Genomic DNA, 13,713 nt, shown 5'->3' on the forward strand with positions numbered 1-13,713 from the left:
CTATTTTATCCGCTCCTTTCAAAGCTCTTTTTTCCCTTTTGGTGGCTTTGATAATTAACTCAAATTGTTCTTCTGCTATTTTTAATAGAGCTTCTCTTTGTTTCCTATTTTTAGCAGCAATCAAAGGATTTCGACAAGCAATTAATCTTTCATTTGGGTAATCTTCGCTTTCAAATTCAACGAGATTAACTTCATCAAATAATCCTAGTTGAATAGCCTCTACTTCGGCTAATTTTCTAATGCTTGCCTTAGTTAAGCCACTGATATAATCCAATCCTTCTACTGCTTTCACCAACTCTTTAATATTTGAAGACGTTAAAATACCTCTATCTGTCACCCACACCACATTCTTAACCTCAAATCGTTTCCTAACTTTCTCTATTTGACTTTCTAATGTGCTAGTATCCGAGGTGTTTCCTTCAAAAACTTCTACAGCGATAGGACAACCATTTTGGTCACAAAGTAGTCCAAAGACTATTTGGGTTTTTCCCTTCTTCTTATCTCGATTATATCCATATTTTCCTAATTCACATCCGTTCCCTTCTAGGTAGGTTGAGGTGACATCATATAAAACTAATGAGCCATTATTGAGATGAAGACTAGCTAATTTATTTTCAATTTTCTCTTGTTTATTGACTAACCAATCCAAAGCATCATAGAGTTCGTCTTCATCAGCTTTTTCTAAGTTTAACACTTTTCCTAAACTATTACTAAAAGTTTTCTCATGAAATCCTCTGGCTGTGGCTAATTTAGATTTAGGATTGATAATTCTCGCAATTATCATACCCAAAACTAAGTTTCTAGTTCGAGAAGAAGTTTTGGCAATTATCTTATCTAACCCTAACTTTTTAATGGTTTCTAATATAACCATCACATGACCATGAGGACGACTTCTTATCACCTCAAAATTATCGGGTATCGTTTCAGTCATTGAAACTTTCGCCCCTTTTAATACCAGTTTCATATTATCAACAACTTCATCTGGCAATGTTGATAGATTTGCCAGGGTTCTTTTTTTGACTCTCTCTCCTTCTCTGTAAGATTCACGAAGCAGAACAGCCGGGGGGGAATTTCTATTCGGAACTCGCTCTATATACATGACTACTATTTTAGCAAATAGAGAGAATCCCTGTCCATTAAGATATGTTACCATATACATGGGTACAGCACCGGAGTCTAATCGCTGTATCCCTTCATAGATAAGGGTTTCAAGGCTCTATAGTAGATATGTATGGGGGAAGTTCAGTTCTAAAGGTGCGCCACCATTTTTGTTCAGAAAAGGCACACATCAAATCAATAGATTGAAGATGAATCCTATTCTACGGTAGAAATATAAGAATTAGTTTTCCTCGTGGGAGCAGTTGTGGTTCATATATGGGAAGAGTTAATGTTGGAGATACTTTTCTTTTAAGTTTAGCTAGAGAACAACAATTAATTATTGAAAGAAAGACATCTCATGACTATTCTGTACAAGCTCCCAATGGGCAATATTTAGAAGTTATTCAAAGATTTCCTAACAATCAAAATCAATATTGGACAGGTAATCAATCAGGAGATTTTAGAGTAAATGTAGCAAGTGTTCCCCAAGGAATGCAAATTGATATTAAGTTTTGTGCTTATACGGGAGAAGGTGCATTATAGGGTGGGGATAGATTCGGTTGAATCTTCAATAGCGATCGCTGCTTGCTGAATAAAAATAAATCTTTTAACAAAATTATTGGCAGAAGTCCCCACCTATAAATTCTCAAAAAATATCAACATTTTAGGTGGGGACGGGGCTTATAAAATCTGCCGCGCGACGGCAGATACAGCCCCTCATGAATGCCAATCCAAAAAATAAAGGGCGCAGCCTCCGCTCAATCTGATCTTTGTGCTATGATATTAGCGATCACTGAAATAAATGATAATGTACAAGGCATATAAATTTAGAATTTATCCTGATACTGAGCAACAGCAAGCATTAGCCAAAGCTTTTGGTTGTTGTCGATGGTATTGGAATTATTCTTTAGAATTATGCCACAAAACTTATCAAAAGACGGGAAAAAGCTTGAGCAGGGGTGCTATCCAAGGTCTCCTGCCAGGACTGAAAAAAGAATATCCTTGGCTGAGTGATGCTTATTCTCAGTGTTTACAATTTGTCGCCTTAAATCTCTCATGAGCTTATCAAAATTTCTTTGATAAAAGAGCAAAATTCCCTCGATTCAAGTCAAAGCATGGCAGACAGTCCATGAGCTATCCTGCTAATGTTAAGTTTGAAGGAGACTATCTAAAACTAAATCGAAAAATCGGTAAAGTTTATTGTCGTAGTCACCGAGATTTTGAGGGAACTATTAAAACAGTTACTATCTCAAAAAATAGTGATGGCAAATACTATGCTTCAGTTACAGTTGATGATGGTCTAGAGAAACCAGAAACCTCAACAGAAGGTGCGGAATGCACCGCCGCTTGCGACTCGGATTTTAAATCCGAGTCGGTCGGCGGTAAAGCCATCGGGATAGATTTAGGATTAACTGATTTTGCTGTGACCAGTGATGGTTCTAAATTTGATAATCCTCGACATTTAGCTAAACATCAACAGAACTTAAAGCGTAAACAACAAAAGTTATCTCGTAAACAAAAGGGAAGTAATACCCGTGACAAGGCTAGAAGGTTAGTAGCTAAAGTACATTCTAAAATCTCTAGATGTAGGGAAGATTTTCTGCACAAACTATCCCGTAAGATAGTCAACGAAAAGCAAGTTATTGCTGTAGAAAATCTCAATGTCAAGGGAATGGTTAAAAATCACAAATTAGCGAAAGCTATTAGTGATTGTGGTTGGGGAATGTTTTGTACAATGGTGAAATACAAAGCAGAAAACGAAGGAAAAACCTATATTGAAGTTGATAGGTTTTTCCCCAGTTCTAAGACTTGTCATGTCTGTCTAAATCAAGTGGAAAGTTTGCCTCTTGATATTAGAAATTGGACTTGTGAACATTGTCAAACCACCCATGATCGTGACATAAACGCATCAATAAATATTAGAAATGAAGCCTTACGGATAATCTCGTTAGGAACTAGCGAGACTGCCAATGGAGGGAATGTAAGACGGCTAGGGGGTAAGATTTCTTGCCTCTTAGACGCAACTCCCAATGAGATTGGAAGCCCCAACTATATTGCTTGCAATTAGTTGGGGTAGTTCACACATACAAGTTTATATAATTATTTTTTGAACAGTTAATCTATGCCACGATAAAGATCGGCGATCGCAAATTCAAGATCAATACTTTGTAAAGTTACCAGATCACCTATCTCATAAATCGTTGTTTCCCAGATCCCCATAGCATTACGGCGACGACATTCTAAAAGCTGCCTTTCTTGACTAATTAAGACATATTCTTCTAAGGTTTCAATTAGTTGATAATCTTTGAATTTTTCCCCTTGATCAAAAGTAGCTGTACTCGATGAAAGAACCTCAACAATTAGTTTCGGGTAACATTTAAGATAACGATCTTGGCGATCGCGAGGATCACAGGTTACAAAGGCATCAGGATAGTAATAAAAATCATCTTTATAGTGAACTTTTACATTACCAGAATGAAAACGACAGTCTTTAGAGTCCCCTAAATGTAAGTTAATCAGAGTTAATAAATTAAGGGCAATGCGATCGTGGTTATCTGTACCGCCAGCCATTGCATAAACCAAACCACGTCGATATTCATGGCGGATCTGACTCTGGCGTTCGATATCGAGATATTCTTGAGGGCTGATGTAGTGGGGAACGGCGATCATTTCTGTAGAAGCCTTTAAGTACGACTATTCTAGCTATATTATATAAAGTTCATCTCAAAATTATGATATTTGGGGTACAATGGAGGTTGGTGTCTTTAAAGAGAAAATATTAAATTAAAGTGCTATGGCTAAAAAAAGCATGATTGAGCGCGAAAAGAAGCGCGAGCGTTTAATTGCAAAATATGCTGAAAAACGAGCAGCCCTTAAGGAAGCTTTTGAAAACGCAGAAGATTTTGAAGAAAAAATCGAGATTCATCGTCAAATTCAACGTCTTCCTCGTAATAGTGCGCCTAGTCGCCATCGTAACCGTTGCTGGTTAACCGGTCGTCCTAGAGGCTATTATCGTGATTTTGGCTTATCTCGTAATGTTCTCAGAGAATGGGCCCACGAAGGGTTATTACCTGGTGTGGTTAAATCAAGTTGGTAACCAATATTATCAATGAATAATGGATAATTATTCATTCGGTTGAAAATCTCTTGTTTAATATAGATTCTACTGGTTGATTATCCATTATGGTGTATTCAGCTTTGGCCACAACAGCGATCGATGCCTAAACTATGGATGATTAGATCGCTGACAGCGTTGGCCACAGCAAACTCACTGAAAAAGCTTTCTGTAAAGTCAAAAGCTTGCATTTCTGTGACAATAGCGATCACTAGACTACCAAGATCGTTTTCCCCTTCAAGTCGTTGACGCACAAAAATTCGCGCGGCTCGTTGAGAGATTATTTCATTAACCTGTTCAGGTATAAACTCTCGATTTAGCCAGTTTTGCAAAGCAACTTGTAGCCACTCCCCTTCTTGTTGGGGATCACGAATAGGGGGTAAAGTAATAGCAGGAATAGGTTGAGCCGTCATAACAATGGATTAAGTGCAGAAAATCAAGGATGGAATTTACAGAAAATGTAGACCCCATTATACAGGGATATGCCCAAGGTTACTTTTTAATGGGGGATGAAAATAATGTATTGGGATGGTATTCTAGTCGTCAACGTGCCTTAATCCCCCTAGATGAGCGTTTCCGCTATCCAAAATCCCTAAAACGAGTTTTGAATCAAAATATCTTTTCTGTGGCTATTGATCGGGATTTTATGGGGGTTTGTCGTGGTTGTGCGGATCGCCAAACCACTTGGATCGCACCTGAACTTATTGATATCTATTATCAGCTACACCTAGCAGGATACGCCCATAGTTTTGAAACTTGGCAAGGGGATGAGTTGGCAGGGGGAATTTTAGGGATTACCCTTGGTGGTGCTTTTCTCGGGGAATCCATGTTTTTTCGTATCCCTAACGGCTCAAAAGTGGCTATGGTTAAATTAGTTGAACATCTTAGAGGGAAAGGTTTTACCCTCTTTGATGCTCAGTTGCAAAACGAGCATTTAGCTAGATTTGGCTCTTATTTAGTGAGCGATCAAGAATATCAAAAATTGTTACAAGAATCTTTAAATAATCCCTGTATTTTTGTTTAAACAAATTAGAGTTTGCTAGGTTGTGTTTGACCCTAATTCTGATTGCAAAAAAAGGAGTATATCTTTTGACTTATTATCGTTTTTTGTCCTTGAAAAAGTGGCATAAAAAAGGAGTCTAACTTACGGATACACTGGGATTCTTGGTAATTACACTCAAGTTTCTTTAGGGCGGAGAAATATCGAAAAAGCTAGTTGTAGGGTGGGCAAAAGGGAGAACAGATTAAATGTGATGATTAGCCTAAAACTTTGCCCACCATCCCCTTATCTGTTTCATTTAAACCCTATTGGTGGGCAGCCATTAAATTCTATCTGGTAAGATAAAATCAACTGATGCTGCCCACCCTACGACTACAACTTACGGCTTGGAGAAATCTCTAAAAAGTAAGATTTTAGATCTTATCTTGTCAAAGCTGGTGTAGAAGAACCCAAAATATCTAATTTTTCTAACACAGATTTTGTCGAAACAACGTGACGACTTAACCCTAGTTTTTCTGGTTTAATCCCTAGAGATAAAGCCACTAATTGGGGTAAATGTAAAATAGGTAACCCAAGTTTTTCTCCCATAACTTTCTCTACTTCCGGTTGTCGGGAATCTAGGTTTAAATGACAGAGAGGACAAGGGGTTACGATACAGTCTGCTCCTGCTTCTATGGCTTCTCTTATATGGGTTCCTGCCATTTTAAACGATTCTTCTTTAGCATAACTTGACAGTGGCCAACCACAACATTGTGTCCTTCCTCGATAATAAATAGGGGTTGCTCCTACAGCACGAAAAACATTTTCTAAAGATTCTGGTTGAAATGGGTTGTCGTAAGGGAGTTTGTCCTGAGTTCTTAATAAATAACAGCCATAAAACCCTGCACATTTTAATCCTGAGAGCTTATATCTTACCTGATCAGCTAACCTATCTAATCCATAGTCACCCACTAAAGCCCATAATAAATGTTTAACCTCGGTACTGCCTTTATAGGGAGAACAATGCTCTTTTTTCAGAAATCCGTTGACTGTCTCAAGATAAGCAGGATCATTATTTTTGGCTTCTTTTAACCGTTCATCAACATGACCAATCACCCCTTGACAGGTACTACAATGGGTTAATAAAGGGAGATTTAGAGATTCTGCTAAAGCAATGTTACGGGCGTTGACGGTATCTTCTAGTAGTTGAGAATCTTCTTTATAGGTTCCGGAACCACAACAGGCCGCTTTTTTTAGTTCGATTAATTCTATGCCTAAAGCTTCTGCTAAAGCTTTTGTTGATAAAGACAGTTCACGGCAAGCTCCTTGAGCCACACAGCCTGGATAATAAGCGTATTTTAACATTTAATTTTCTGGATGGAATTTAACTATATATTATAAGTGTTTCTCGTGCTTAAGAATCCCTAGATGGGGATTCTTGAGCAAATTAGGTGTAATCAACCAAACTCTTCCCCTTTGCTTGTAGTAGGAAGGGATAAACAATTGTCAACCTGTTGATATAACTTATCGGTATCAAGATTTTGTCCGATAAAAACCAATTGATTTTTAGGAGTCCCTTTCCATTCTTCATCTTCCAGGGAAAAGCGTTTACCACTCAGGTGAAAAATATGACGTTTCTCACTTTCATTAAACCATAAAATGCCCTTAGCACGAAAGACATTAGAAGGTAACTGATTATCTAGAAAATGTTGAAACTTCCTAATAGAAAAAGGTTTATCGCTCTCAAAAGAAATGGAGGTAAAACCATCATTCTCTAAATGGTGGGAATGGTGATCATGGTGATGATGATCGTGCTGTAACAGCAAGCTCAAATTATTATCCCAGCAAAAAAATAGCCGGCAAATTCCGGCATAATTAGGGTTTGCTGAAAAAGTTTCTCCAAAATTTATGCCACTTTTGACCAAGAATTTTCTGACAAATCAATAAGTTTTAGTACATAAAAATTGTTTAAAGTATAATCAAAATTAATGAAAGGCGGTTTAATGAGTTCCCCTGTTCTATTATTAGTAAATAAGGACAAAAAAAGCGACAAAAACTGCCTCAGAAGTTTAGAAAGATTGACAACTAAAAATGTAATAGCAATAGATGTAATGGAGGTTTCAGGGAGTTTTGTCATCACGAGATTTAGGCTAAATCTTCGTTTAGCTTGTCCAAACTTTCCCTCAATAGCATTACGGAAGCATTCATCGGAGTGGGCTTGTTTCTTTTCTTCTTCACTGACATTTTTCGGAGGTCTTCCTAACTTCGGACCACTGATTCTTATCCCTCTTTCCTTACACCAATTTCTGTTTTCCCTAGTTCGATAAATTTTATCTACATGGACGGATTCGGGATAATAGCCAAACGTTTCTTTATACTTTTCTACTTGTTCTTTTAAATGACAAGATTCATTGAAGTTTTCCCAACTTATTTTGTCTAGAAACACATAGTTATCTACACAGATTACTGAGAGTTTAGCTCCAAACTCTATTGGTTTTCCTGCTTTTCTCCTCACTATTGGACGAATATGCCGTTGAGTTAAACTTACAATTCTTTGAGGAACACTCTGGGTCTTATTCTCCCACATTGACTGTTGTTGTTCATAAACTTTTTTGATAGTCTCTAGACAATTTTTCTGTCTTTTACTCAGATTTTCCTGGGAAGCCCCAGCTTGAATTAAGTCTTCTATATTTCCTAAATTTTTCTTAAGGTATTTTAACTGTTTCCCGATAGCTTTTCTTCTTTCTTGATAAGATACTTTTCGTTTTTTAGCTACTTTTAAGTATTCCTTTCTAGCAATTTTTCTAGAAGTTCTCGGCTTTTTTCTCAATTTTACTCTTAATGGTTTATAAAGATTATCTATTATTCTTTCTGTCTCAATTCTGGCTTGATTTAATATGCCTAAATCCGTTGGGTATTTGATGTCTGCTGGCGCACAAGTCGCATCTAAAATTAGTTTACCTTTATTTTTTATTTTTTCTCCTTTTTCTTGGAGACAATCCTTTTTTTTTACTTCTTTATCACTCTTGTCTATTTCTCTTTTTACTATTTTTTTATTGATTTTGTTTATCAATTCTCCATCAATTCTTTTCCTAAAATGAACTAGCATTGAAGATTCCAGTGGTGGCTCTTGTTGATAACAATTTAAACCTATAAAGTATTGTAGATAGGGATTTTCTCTAATCTGTTCTATAGTTTCTCTATCACTTGTTCCTAATTTTTCCTTAATAATTAATGTCCCTAATGCCATTCTAAATAGTTTGGCTGGCGCACCTTTTTCTGCTGAAAAAAGTTTAGCATATTCTTCCTCAAAATCATCCCAAGGTATCAACTCTGCCATGATTACCCAACGATTATTGGGGGACAATTTACCCTCGAAAGGTAATTCAAATTTTTCTGGGGGCGGTAAAGGTTGCTCCTCTTTTCGATACATTTGTTCTTGACCAACAACTGGGAGGTGTTTCTACCAATTATAGCGGTTTGTAGCCGACAAAGCTGATCTTTTTTGCGATCGCGAATATGGGTGTAACCTTTTAAAGAATAGGGTTTTGCTTTTATTCAGCAAACCCTAATTACTAGCTTACCCTTTCATCACAATGATCCCTTTGATCGCTTATTAATAGCTCAATCAATAATAGAAAACATACCTATTTTGAGTAAAGATATAGCTTTTGATGCTTATGATGTCAATCGTTTATGGTAAAATCGTTTAGCTTCCTTAACTACTTCCATAGTAACCATAAAATTTTTTTTTATTTACCCAAGTCATGGGTTGAAAATTATCATCATTAATAATAGTTACTGTATCCCCAGAAGGTTTAATCACAAATAAACCCTTTTTATAAGCTAAGAAAAGAATTAGTGGATTTTGAGTCACTACATTAAAAAAAGATAATAAATTGTTCTGTTGTTTGAATTATATTCGATAATAGGAATGGGAGTGTTATCATTAATCACTATGATCAAGCCTTCTCAGAAACAACCCAAATGTTGCCTTAATGATCCTTAAAAAATGAGGTAACTAGCTCATCTTTTGTCTCAAAACTGTCAAGTCTTCGCAACAAAACTTACTATTTCACTTGATCGATCGCTAAAGAGAGAGAACACTATGAACAGTAAAACCTACGCCACCATTGATGGCAACGAAGCCGTTGCCAGAGTTGCCTACCGTCTCAACGAAGTGATCGCCATTTATCCCATCACCCCCTCATCACCGATGGGAGAATGGGCAGACGCTTGGGCATCTACAGACAAAACCAACCTCTGGGGTACGGTTCCCTCTGTAGTGGAAATGCAAAGCGAAGGAGGGGCAGCCGGGGCTATTCATGGATCATTGCAAACAGGGGCGTTAACCACCACATTTACCGCCTCTCAGGGCTTATTATTGATGCTCCCTAACCTCTACAAAATAGCAGGGGAACTCACGGCCACAGTGATCCATGTTGCAGCGCGATCGCTGGCGGCACAGGGCCTATCTATTTTCGGGGATCACGGGGACGTAATGGCTGCCCGGAGTACAGGTTTAGCTCTGATCGCCTCTGCATCTGTGCAAGAAGCCCAGGATCTGGCCGCCATCACCACCGCAGCCAGTTATGAGGCAAGACTCCCTGGAATACACTTTTTTGATGGGTTTAGGACATCTCATGAAGTACAGAAAGTAGAATTATTAGATGATAGTGTACTGCGATCGCTGATCGACGATGAATGGGTGATCGCCCATCGCAACAGGGCTTTAACCCCCGATCGCCCGGTTATTCGGGGAACGGCACAAAACCCCGATGTTTACTTCCAGGCCAGAGAAACGGTAAACCCCTTCTATGCAGCTTATACCGAGGTTTTAGAGAAGGCCATGGATAAGTTTGCCCAACTCACAGGAAGGCAATATAAACTCTACGAATATCATGGTGATCCCGAAGCAGAAAGGGTAATTATTTTGATGGGTTCAGGTTGCGAAACCGTTCATGAAACCGTAGATCATTTAATCCCTCAAGGGGAAAAAGTAGGAGTCCTAAAAGTTCGTTTATATCGTCCCTTTGCAGCAGAAAAATTAATTTCAGCCTTACCCAAAACAGTTAAGAAAATTGCTGTATTAGATCGTACCAAAGAACCTGGAGCGGCAGGAGAACCCTTATATGTAGATGTGATCACAGGGTTTATGGAAAACTGTCAAGAAATGCCCCTACCAAAAATTGTGGGCGGACGCTATGGTTTATCCTCCAAAGAGTTTACCTCGGCCATGGTTAAAGGAGTGTTTGATAACTTAGCTTTAGATAGACCAAAAAATCATTTTACTGTTGGTATTAAAGACGATCTGAGCAATACCAGTATTGATTACGATCCCAACTTTTGCACAGAACCCGATAACGTTGTCCGAGCAATATTCTATGGTTTAGGTTCAGATGGAACAGTGGGTGCTAACAAAAACTCCATTAAAATTATTGGAGAAGAAACCGATAACTACGCTCAAGGATATTTCGTTTACGACTCCAAAAAATCCGGTTCTGTTACCGTATCTCACCTCCGTTTTGGACCCAAACCTATCCAGTCCACTTACCTAGTTACAAAAGCCAACTTTGTCGCTTGTCATCAATGGGAATTTTTAGATAAGTTTGACCTTTTAGAACCTGCCGCCGAGGAATCAATATTTCTCATCAATAGTCCCTACGAACCAGAATATGTGTGGCAACAACTGCCCCGTACCGTCCAAGAACATATTCTTAACAAAAACATCAAAGTTTATGTTATAAACGCCTACGAAGTAGCCAAGAATGCAGGGATGAGGAGCAGAATAAACACTGTTATGCAAGTGTGCTTCTTTGCCCTAGCTAATGTACTGCCCAAAGAAGAAGCGATCGCCCAGATCAAAAAATACATCCGTAAGACTTACGGTAAGAAAGGGGAGCAGATCGTAGAAATGAACATGAAAGCAGTTGACGCTGCCTTAGATCATCTTCACCAGGTAACTATTCCCACTCAAGTAGATAATAACGCCTCCGATATGGATCATCCCATCCCAGATACCGCACCGGCTTTTATTAGGGATGTCTTGGGTAAAATAATGGCCAGGAAAGGGGAAGAGATCCCAGTCAGTGCCTTACCCTGCGATGGTACTTATCCCAGTGGGACAGCAAAATGGGAAAAACGTAATGTTGCCCAAGAGATACCTGTTTGGGATCAAGATATTTGTGTTCAATGTGGTAAATGTGTCCTAGTTTGTCCCCATGCCGTCATTCGCTCGAAAGTATATGAAGAAGCAGCCCTGACTAATGCTCCCGTCAGCTTCAAGAGTGCTAACGCCAAAGACTCAGACTGGAGGAAAACAGAACTCAAGTTTACCATCCAAGTCGCTGCTGAAGACTGTACAGGTTGCGGTGTTTGTGTGGATGTGTGTCCCGCCAAAAATAAATCTCAACCCAAACTAAAAGCCATTAATATGGCACCACAACTGCCTATTAGGGAACAAGAAAGAGAAAACTGGGACTATTTCCTATCTATCCCCAACCCCGACCGAAATGCCCTAAAACTCAACAAAATAAACCATCAACAGATGCAAGAACCCTTATTTGAGTTTTCCGGTGCCTGTGCAGGATGTGGGGAAACCCCTTATCTCAAGTTAGCCACCCAGTTATTCGGCGATCGCATGGTAGTAGCCAACGCCACGGGATGTTCTTCCATTTATGGTGGAAACTTACCTACAACACCCTGGAGCCAAAACCAAGAAGGAAGGGGTCCGGCCTGGTCTAACTCTCTATTTGAAGATAACGCAGAATTCGGTTTAGGGTTCCGTGTATCGATAGATAAACAAGGGGAGTTTGCTACGGAGTTGGTGAAAAGTTTAGCTTCTGAGATCGGGGAAGCGTTGGCCCAAGGGTTATTAAACGCCCAACAGATAGATGAAGCGGAGATATTTGAACAAAGACAACGAGTAGCTATTCTTAAACACCGTTTAGGGGAGTTAAAGGACGGTAACTTAGACGAAACCACCCAAGCTAAGGTTACTATGTTGCAGTCTGTAGCAGACTATTTAGTTAAGAAGAGTGTTTGGATCATCGGTGGTGACGGTTGGGCCTATGATATTGGTTATGGTGGGTTGGACCATGTGTTAGCCAGTGGCCGCAACGTTAACATTTTGGTTATGGATACGGAGGTTTATTCTAATACCGGGGGACAAGCATCTAAAGCCACACCTCGCGCTGCTGTAGCTAAGTTTGCTGCTGGTGGTAAACCCTCACCCAAGAAAGACTTAGGGTTAATGGCTATGACTTACGGTAACGTTTATGTAGCCAGTGTAGCTATGGGTGCAAAGAATGAGCATAGTGTCAAAGCCTTTTTAGAAGCAGAAGCCTATCAGGGTGTCTCTTTGATTATTGCCTATTCTCACTGTATCGCCCACGGTATCAATATGACCACTGCTATGAGTTATCAGAAGGACATTGTAGACAGTGGACGTTGGTTATTGTATCGTTATCATCCCGACTTAGTAGGAGAAGGAAAGAACCCCTTACAGTTAGATAATAGACGACCTAAGCTTCCTGTTGAACAGACTATGTATCAAGAAAACCGTTTCAAAATGTTAGCTAGAAGTAAACCAGATGCTGCCAAAAAATTGCTTAAAGAAGCGCAAGCGGATGTTAATACTCGTTGGCAAATGTATCAATATTTAGCGGCAAGGCAGTTAGAAATAAGTAACGGCAATGGACATAGTAAAGCCGACGCTGAGGTAGTAACTTCTGTTAAATAGGTTTCGTTTTTGATAGTTTAGGGTGGGTTTTTAAGGACTCACCCTTTGTCGTACAATAAATTTAAGTTTAAAGGTTAACTCAAAGGAAGCTGACTTATGAATCCCAGATTCCGCACTTCAAAATGTAGTATAAAAAAATACATAGTTTTAAAAAGTCCGAAAATCATACCTGGGCAAGAATATTTCTCTTTTCATTAAATTTTTAGGAAAAATAATCAAATTAAGAAGATTTATACTCATTGAAAACTTAGTAAGACTCAGCACAAACGAAGGAGAGTTTCCTCTTCTCATTTGATATCATTAGACTCTTATTCTTTTATTATTTTTGCTTTATCCAATTCAATTTATAGATAATATCTTTGACAAGATGCAGGTAATAAACTCAATATAAAACGCCTTTCTTCTGTTAAATTGACAATTTGTTTAACTCCGTTTAAAATCACATAATGAATACCTTGAAAACATTGAAATATCCACCTCAAAGTCGGACGCAATGTTACTTTCCCTACTTGATTATTTATTCCTTTTTTGACTCTTTTTAAACAATTTCTTAATTCTCTTTGCCCCAAGTTATAAATCAACAAACACAAAGACATTAAAAATAACATTGTTTCTATTCTTTCTGGTTTTTCAACGAAGAAACTATCAGTAAAAAATAAGGGATCTTTCAAAAATCGAAATCCTCTTTCCGTAGATTGCTGGTTTTTATAAGTTATCAGAATTTCACTAGCTTCTAATTTATTTTCCTCTACTAAGTTAGTTGCTAAAATAAATTTTCCT

10 protein-coding genes and 3 pseudogenes are annotated in these 13,713 nt (G+C 38.4%); 6 read left to right on the forward strand and 7 right to left on the reverse strand.

Going from position 1 to position 13,713, the window contains the following annotated elements; all coding sequences use genetic code 11:
* On the reverse strand, positions 1 to 1,099 hold a 1,099-nt coding region (locus tag CWATDRAFT_RS23445; RefSeq protein WP_042712259.1), incomplete at its 3' end, for an IS1634 family transposase.
* Between the two features lie 275 nt (positions 1,100 to 1,374).
* On the opposite strand from CWATDRAFT_RS23445, the gene CWATDRAFT_RS23450 reads away from it, so the two are divergent.
* On the forward strand, positions 1,375 to 1,641 hold the full coding sequence (locus CWATDRAFT_RS23450) for a hypothetical protein (RefSeq protein WP_007307338.1): 267 nt from the start codon (positions 1,375 to 1,377) through the stop codon (positions 1,639 to 1,641).
* 265 nt (positions 1,642 to 1,906) lie between these two features.
* Positions 1,907 to 3,166: pseudogene (locus CWATDRAFT_RS23455) on the forward strand (RNA-guided endonuclease InsQ/TnpB family protein).
* Between the two features lie 47 nt (positions 3,167 to 3,213).
* Here the strand turns inward: CWATDRAFT_RS23455 and CWATDRAFT_RS23460 are convergent.
* Positions 3,214 to 3,768, reverse strand: a complete 555-nt coding sequence (locus CWATDRAFT_RS23460) for a Uma2 family endonuclease (protein ID WP_007307349.1) — start codon at positions 3,766 to 3,768, stop codon at positions 3,214 to 3,216.
* Positions 3,769 to 3,892: 124 nt separating this feature from the next.
* On the opposite strand from CWATDRAFT_RS23460, the gene rpsN reads away from it, so the two are divergent.
* Positions 3,893 to 4,195 carry a 30S ribosomal protein S14 gene (rpsN, locus tag CWATDRAFT_RS23465; protein ID WP_007307341.1) on the forward strand — a complete coding sequence of 101 codons (303 nt, stop codon included), beginning with the start codon at positions 3,893 to 3,895 and terminating at the stop codon, positions 4,193 to 4,195.
* A 95-nt stretch (positions 4,196 to 4,290) separates the two neighbouring features.
* Here rpsN and CWATDRAFT_RS23470 read toward each other — a convergent pair whose 3' ends face one another.
* Complete coding sequence (locus CWATDRAFT_RS23470; protein ID WP_007307348.1) at positions 4,291 to 4,626, reverse strand: hypothetical protein; 336 nt, start codon at positions 4,624 to 4,626, stop codon at positions 4,291 to 4,293.
* A gap of 29 nt (positions 4,627 to 4,655) precedes the next feature.
* Between CWATDRAFT_RS23470 and aat the strand changes: the two genes are divergently transcribed.
* Positions 4,656 to 5,237: a leucyl/phenylalanyl-tRNA--protein transferase gene (gene aat, locus CWATDRAFT_RS23475; protein WP_007307342.1), complete on the forward strand. Its 582-nt coding sequence runs from the start codon at positions 4,656 to 4,658 to the stop codon at positions 5,235 to 5,237.
* Positions 5,238 to 5,633: 396 nt separating this feature from the next.
* Here the strand turns inward: aat and CWATDRAFT_RS23480 are convergent, their stop codons facing one another.
* From CWATDRAFT_RS23480 to CWATDRAFT_RS23490, 3 genes and pseudogenes are all read right to left on the reverse strand, one after another.
* On the reverse strand, positions 5,634 to 6,557 hold the full coding sequence (locus CWATDRAFT_RS23480) for a CoB--CoM heterodisulfide reductase iron-sulfur subunit B family protein (RefSeq protein WP_007307347.1): 924 nt from the start codon (positions 6,555 to 6,557) through the stop codon (positions 5,634 to 5,636).
* 92 nt (positions 6,558 to 6,649) lie between these two features.
* Positions 6,650 to 7,006, reverse strand: a pseudogene (locus CWATDRAFT_RS23485) (GTP-binding protein); the annotation flags it as partial.
* Between the two features lie 92 nt (positions 7,007 to 7,098).
* Positions 7,099 to 8,625, reverse strand: coding sequence for an IS5-like element ISCwa2 family transposase (locus CWATDRAFT_RS23490; RefSeq protein ID WP_007307345.1), 1,527 nt, complete (start codon positions 8,623 to 8,625; stop codon positions 7,099 to 7,101).
* Between the two features lie 135 nt (positions 8,626 to 8,760).
* Here CWATDRAFT_RS23490 and CWATDRAFT_RS40345 point away from each other — a divergent pair.
* Together CWATDRAFT_RS40345 and nifJ are read left to right on the forward strand one after the other, a co-directional pair.
* Positions 8,761 to 8,895: pseudogene (locus CWATDRAFT_RS40345) on the forward strand (PIN domain-containing protein); the annotation flags it as partial.
* Between the two features lie 405 nt (positions 8,896 to 9,300).
* Positions 9,301 to 12,933 (forward strand): pyruvate:ferredoxin (flavodoxin) oxidoreductase, encoded by a 3,633-nt coding sequence (gene nifJ, locus CWATDRAFT_RS23495; protein WP_007307343.1) that lies wholly within the window; start codon positions 9,301 to 9,303, stop codon positions 12,931 to 12,933.
* Between the two features lie 344 nt (positions 12,934 to 13,277).
* On the opposite strand, the gene CWATDRAFT_RS23500 is transcribed toward nifJ, so the two are convergent.
* The coding region (locus CWATDRAFT_RS23500; protein WP_007307344.1) for an IS1634 family transposase at positions 13,278 to 13,713 on the reverse strand (436 nt) is incomplete at its 5' end.

The sequence above is a fragment of the Crocosphaera watsonii WH 8501 genome, from assembly GCF_000167195.1.
GTDB classification, from domain to species: Bacteria; Cyanobacteriota; Cyanobacteriia; order Cyanobacteriales; family Microcystaceae; genus Crocosphaera; species Crocosphaera watsonii.